The following is a 5,410-nucleotide window of genomic DNA, read 5'->3' on the forward strand; positions in this document are numbered from 1 at the left end:
GCCTGACGATTACCTACTTTCACACGGGCAATCCGCACTATCATCGGCGTGGAGTCGTTTCACGGTCCTGTTCGGGATGGGAAGGGGTGGGACCGACTCGCTATGGTCATCAGGCATGACGGGTTGCTGCGTCGCCTTTAGGGGCGCCACAGCCAATCGGGAAGAAGCGGTAAAGAGGGTGTTGCTGAATTGGGGTTGTGTTGTTTGTGGCACAACACCGATCTCTCAACCTGTGTGTGGTTCCGAGACCCTGCACTTCGTGCAGGGTGGGACATTCGTAAGTGCTGAAGCACTAACGACTGTCGACACACACCTGTTATAGGATCAAGCCTTACGGGCAATTAGTATCAGTTAGCTTAACGCATTACTGCGCTTCCACACCTGACCTATCAACGTCCTGGTCTCGAACGACCCTTCAAGGGGATCAAGTCCCCGGGGAAGTCTCATCTTGAGGCGAGTTTCCCGCTTAGATGCTTTCAGCGGTTATCTCTTCCGAACATAGCTACCCGGCGATGCGACTGGCGTCACAACCGGTACACCAGAGGTTCGTCCACTCCGGTCCTCTCGTACTAGGAGCAGGCCCCCTCAAACTTCCAGCGCCCACGGCAGATAGGGACCAAACTGTCTCACGACGTTTTAAACCCAGCTCACGTACCTCTTTAAATGGCGAACAGCCATACCCTTGGGACCGGCTACAGCCCCAGGATGAGATGAGCCGACATCGAGGTGCCAAACACCGCCGTCGATATGAACTCTTGGGCGGTATCAGCCTGTTATCCCCAGAGTACCTTTTATCCGTTGAGCGATGGCCCTTCCATACAGAACCACCGGATCACTATGACCTGCTTTCGCACCTGCTCGACTTGTCAGTCTCGCAGTCAAGCACGCTTATGCCATTGCACTATCAGCACGATTTCCGACCGTACCTAGCGTACCTTCGTACTCCTCCGTTACCCTTTGGGAGGAGACCGCCCCAGTCAAACTGCCTGCCATGCACTGTCCCCGATCCGGATCACGGACCAAGGTTAGAACCTCAAACAGATCAGGGTGGTATTTCAAGGACGGCTCCACGCAGACTGGCGTCCACGCTTCATAGCCTCCCACCTATCCTACACAAACCGGTTCAAAGTCCAATGCAAAGCTGCAGTAAAGGTTCATGGGGTCTTTCCGTCTAGCCGCGGGGAGATTGCATCATCACAAACACTTCAACTTCGCTGAGTCTCGGGAGGAGACAGTGTGGCCATCGTTACGCCATTCGTGCAGGTCGGAACTTACCCGACAAGGAATTTCGCTACCTTAGGACCGTTATAGTTACGGCCGCCGTTTACCGGGACTTCAATCAAGAGCTTGCACCCCATCATTTAATCTTCCGGCACCGGGCAGGCGTCACACCCTATACGTCCACTTTCGTGTTTGCAGAGTGCTGTGTTTTTATTAAACAGTCGCAGCCACCAGTTTATTGCAACCCCTTCACCCTTCTGGCGCAGGCCAGTCAAGCTACAGGGGCGTACCTTATCCCGAAGTTACGGTACCAATTTGCCGAGTTCCTTCTCCCGAGTTCTCTCAAGCGCCTTAGAATACTCATCTCGCCCACCTGTGTCGGTTTGCGGTACGGTCAACGTGAAACTGAAGCTTAGAGGCTTTTCCTGGAACCCCTTCCAGTTGCTTCGCTTCCGAAGAAGCTCGCGCCACACCCTTGAATCCTGCGCCCGGATTTGCCAAAGCGCCTTCTCCAATGCAGCGACCGGGACTTCCAACACCCGGACAACCTTCCGCGATCCGTCCCCCCATCGCATTTCACGTCGGTGCAGGAATATTGACCTGCTTCCCATCAGCTACGCATTTCTGCCTCGCCTTAGGGGCCGACTCACCCTACGCCGATGAACGTTGCGTAGGAAACCTTGGGCTTACGGCGAGGGGGCCTTTCACCCCCTTTATCGCTACTCATGTCAGCATTCGCACTTCTGATACCTCCAGCACACCTTCCGGTGCACCTTCGCAGGCTTACAGAACGCTCTCCTACCATGCGTGCAAAGCACGCATCCGCAGCTTCGGTATATGGCTTAGCCCCGTTACATCTTCCGCGCAGGACGACTCGATCAGTGAGCTATTACGCTTTCTTTAAAGGGTGGCTGCTTCTAAGCCAACCTCCTGACTGTTTTAGCCTTCCCACTTCGTTTCCCACTTAGCCATATTTGGGGACCTTAGCTGGCGGTCTGGGTTGTTTCCCTCTTGACACCGGACGTTAGCACCCGATGTCTGTCTCCCGTGATTGCACTCTTCGGTATTCGGAGTTTGCTATGGCGACGTAATCCGCAATGGACCCATCAACCATGACAGTGCTCTACCCCCGAAGGTGATACACGAGGCACTACCTAAATAGTTTTCGGAGAGAACCAGCTATTTCCAGGTTTGTTTAGCCTTTCACCCCTATCCACAGCTCATCCCCTAACTTTTCAACGTTAGTGGGTTCGGTCCTCCAGCACGTGTTACCGTGCCTTCAACCTGGCCATGGATAGATCACCTGGTTTCGGGTCTACACCCAGCGACTGATCGCCCTGTTCGGACTCGCTTTCGCTACGCCTGCCCTATTCGGTTAAGCTTGCCACTGAATGTAAGTCGCTGACCCATTATACAAAAGGTACGCCGTCACCCCTTGCGAGGCTCCGACTGTTTGTATGCATGCGGTTTCAGGATCTGTTTCACTCCCCTCCCGGGGTTCTTTTCGCCTTTCCCTCACGGTACTGGTTCACTATCGGTCGATCACGAGTATTTAGCCTTGGAGGATGGTCCCCCCATCTTCAGACAGGATTTCACGTGTCCCGCCCTACTTGTCGTACACCTAGTTCTTCCAATCTGTTTTCGCCTACGGGGCTATCACCCGCTATGGCCGCACTTTCCAGAGCGTTTGGCTAACAGTTCAGATAAAGAGTACAGGCTGTTCCCATTTCGCTCGCCACTACTTTGGGAATCTCGGTTGATTTCTTTTCCTGCGGCTACTTAGATGTTTCAGTTCGCCGCGTTCGCTTCACATGGCCTATGTATTCAGCCATGGATACTCCATTCGGAGTGGGTTTCCCCATTCGGACATCCCCGGATCAAAGCTTGTTTGCCAGCTCCCCGGGGCTTTTCGCAGGCTACCGCGTCCTTCATCGCCTGTGATCGCCAAGGCATCCACCACATGCACTTGTTCGCTTGACCCTATAACGGGTGTGTCTCATTGCTGGGCCACACTCGCTACAGGTTGAGTTTTCGCGTTGTGCCGTATTCCAAAGCAATCTTTCGATCACTTAAAAAATACTTCGATACAATCACAACCCTGATTCACCTACTCCACACCCATCTCTAAGTGTGTTCCGGATGAATCTCTTTACTACTTCTTCCTGATTGTTAAAGAACGACAGCCGGCAGGGTGTTACCCCTACCGCTCTGACTGGCTCAATCGCCAATGCGAAGGGTTCTGCAGTATTGCTGCAGAACGCTGTGCATTGAGGATTGGTGGAGGATGACGGGATCGAACCGACGACCCCCTGCTTGCAAAGCAGGTGCTCTCCCAGCTGAGCTAATCCCCCAGTCATACATGCCCAGGGGAATCTCCAGTCAGCCACCGCAGACAAATTGGTGGGTCTGGTTGGATTCGAACCAACGACCCCCGCCTTATCAAGACGGTGCTCTAACCGACTGAGCTACAGACCCCTGAGTCTGTCTTTTCTACAGCCGACAAGTGTGAGCGCTTTAACGCGAACGAGCGATGAGCTCTGGAAAGGAGGTGATCCAGCCGCACCTTCCGATACGGCTACCTTGTTACGACTTCACCCCAGTCATGAATCCTGCCGTGGTGACCGTCCTCCTTGCGGTTAGACTAGCCACTTCTGGCAAAACCCACTCCCATGGTGTGACGGGCGGTGTGTACAAGACCCGGGAACGTATTCACCGCGGCATGCTGATCCGCGATTACTAGCGATTCCAGCTTCACGCAGTCGAGTTGCAGACTGCGATCCGGACTACGATCGGTTTTCTGGGATTGGCTCCACCTCGCGGCTTCGCAACCCTCTGTTCCGACCATTGTATGACGTGTGAAGCCCTACCCATAAGGGCCATGAGGACTTGACGTCATCCCCACCTTCCTCCGGTTTGTCACCGGCAGTCTCCCTGGAGTGCTCTTGCGTAGCAACTAGGGACAAGGGTTGCGCTCGTTGCGGGACTTAACCCAACATCTCACGACACGAGCTGACGACAGCCATGCAGCACCTGTGTTACGGCTCCCTTTCGGGCACATCCACCTCTCAGCGGACTTCCGTACATGTCAAGGGTAGGTAAGGTTTTTCGCGTTGCATCGAATTAATCCACATCATCCACCGCTTGTGCGGGTCCCCGTCAATTCCTTTGAGTTTTAATCTTGCGACCGTACTCCCCAGGCGGTCAACTTCACGCGTTAGCTACGTTACCAAGCCAATGAAGGCCCGACAACCAGTTGACATCGTTTAGGGCGTGGACTACCAGGGTATCTAATCCTGTTTGCTCCCCACGCTTTCGTGCATGAGCGTCAGTATTGGCCCAGGGGGCTGCCTTCGCCATCGGTGTTCCTCCACATCTCTACGCATTTCACTGCTACACGTGGAATTCCACCCCCCTCTGCCATACTCGAGCAATGCAGTCACCAATGCAGTTCCCAGGTTGAGCCCGGGGATTTCACATCGGTCTTACATCACCGCCTGCGCACGCTTTACGCCCAGTAATTCCGATTAACGCTCGCACCCTACGTATTACCGCGGCTGCTGGCACGTAGTTAGCCGGTGCTTATTCTTCCGGTACCGTCATCCCCCCGCCGTATTAGGGCAGGGGATTTCTTCCCGGACAAAAGTGCTTTACAACCCGAAGGCCTTCTTCACACACGCGGCATTGCTGGATCAGGGTTGCCCCCATTGTCCAAAATTCCCCACTGCTGCCTCCCGTAGGAGTCTGGGCCGTGTCTCAGTCCCAGTGTGGCTGGTCGTCCTCTCAGACCAGCTACGGATCGTCGCCTTGGTAGGCCTTTACCCCACCAACTAGCTAATCCGCCATCGGCCGCCCCAATAGCGCGAGGCCCGAAGGTCCCCCGCTTTCATCCAGAGATCGTATGCGGTATTAATCCGGCTTTCGCCGGGCTATCCCCCACTACTGGACACGTTCCGATGTATTACTCACCCGTTCGCCACTCGCCGCCAGGCCGAAGCCCGCGCTGCCGTCCGACTTGCATGTGTAAGGCATGCCGCCAGCGTTCAATCTGAGCCAGGATCAAACTCTTCAGTTCAATACCTGTTACTGTTTTCTGCCTCTCTCGAGGCAGGTCGCTCACTCAAAGCTGACAGGTTTCAGAATAAATTCAAAAACCTGACTTACTTTAGTGTGAGACTCTTGATACTTTCGC

General features: G+C 54.4%; 2 tRNA genes and 3 rRNA genes. All 5 read right to left on the bottom strand.

The window, feature by feature from the left end:
- Positions 1-114 (bottom strand): 5S ribosomal RNA (rrf, locus tag U5760_RS31435).
- Positions 115-320: 206 nt separating this feature from the next.
- Positions 321-3,201 (bottom strand): 23S ribosomal RNA (locus tag U5760_RS31440).
- Positions 3,202-3,496: 295 nt separating this feature from the next.
- A tRNA-Ala gene (locus U5760_RS31445) sits at positions 3,497-3,572 on the bottom strand.
- Between the two features lie 47 nt (positions 3,573-3,619).
- Positions 3,620-3,696, bottom strand: a tRNA-Ile gene (locus U5760_RS31450).
- Positions 3,697-3,762: 66 nt separating this feature from the next.
- A 16S ribosomal RNA gene (locus U5760_RS31455) occupies positions 3,763-5,293 on the bottom strand.
- The 16S, 23S and 5S rRNA genes sit together here with 2 tRNA genes alongside, the layout of an rRNA operon.
- Positions 5,294-5,410: the final 117 nt, after the last annotated feature.

The organism is Paraburkholderia sp. J12 (genome assembly GCF_905220215.1).
Lineage (GTDB): Bacteria > Pseudomonadota > Gammaproteobacteria > Burkholderiales > Burkholderiaceae > Paraburkholderia.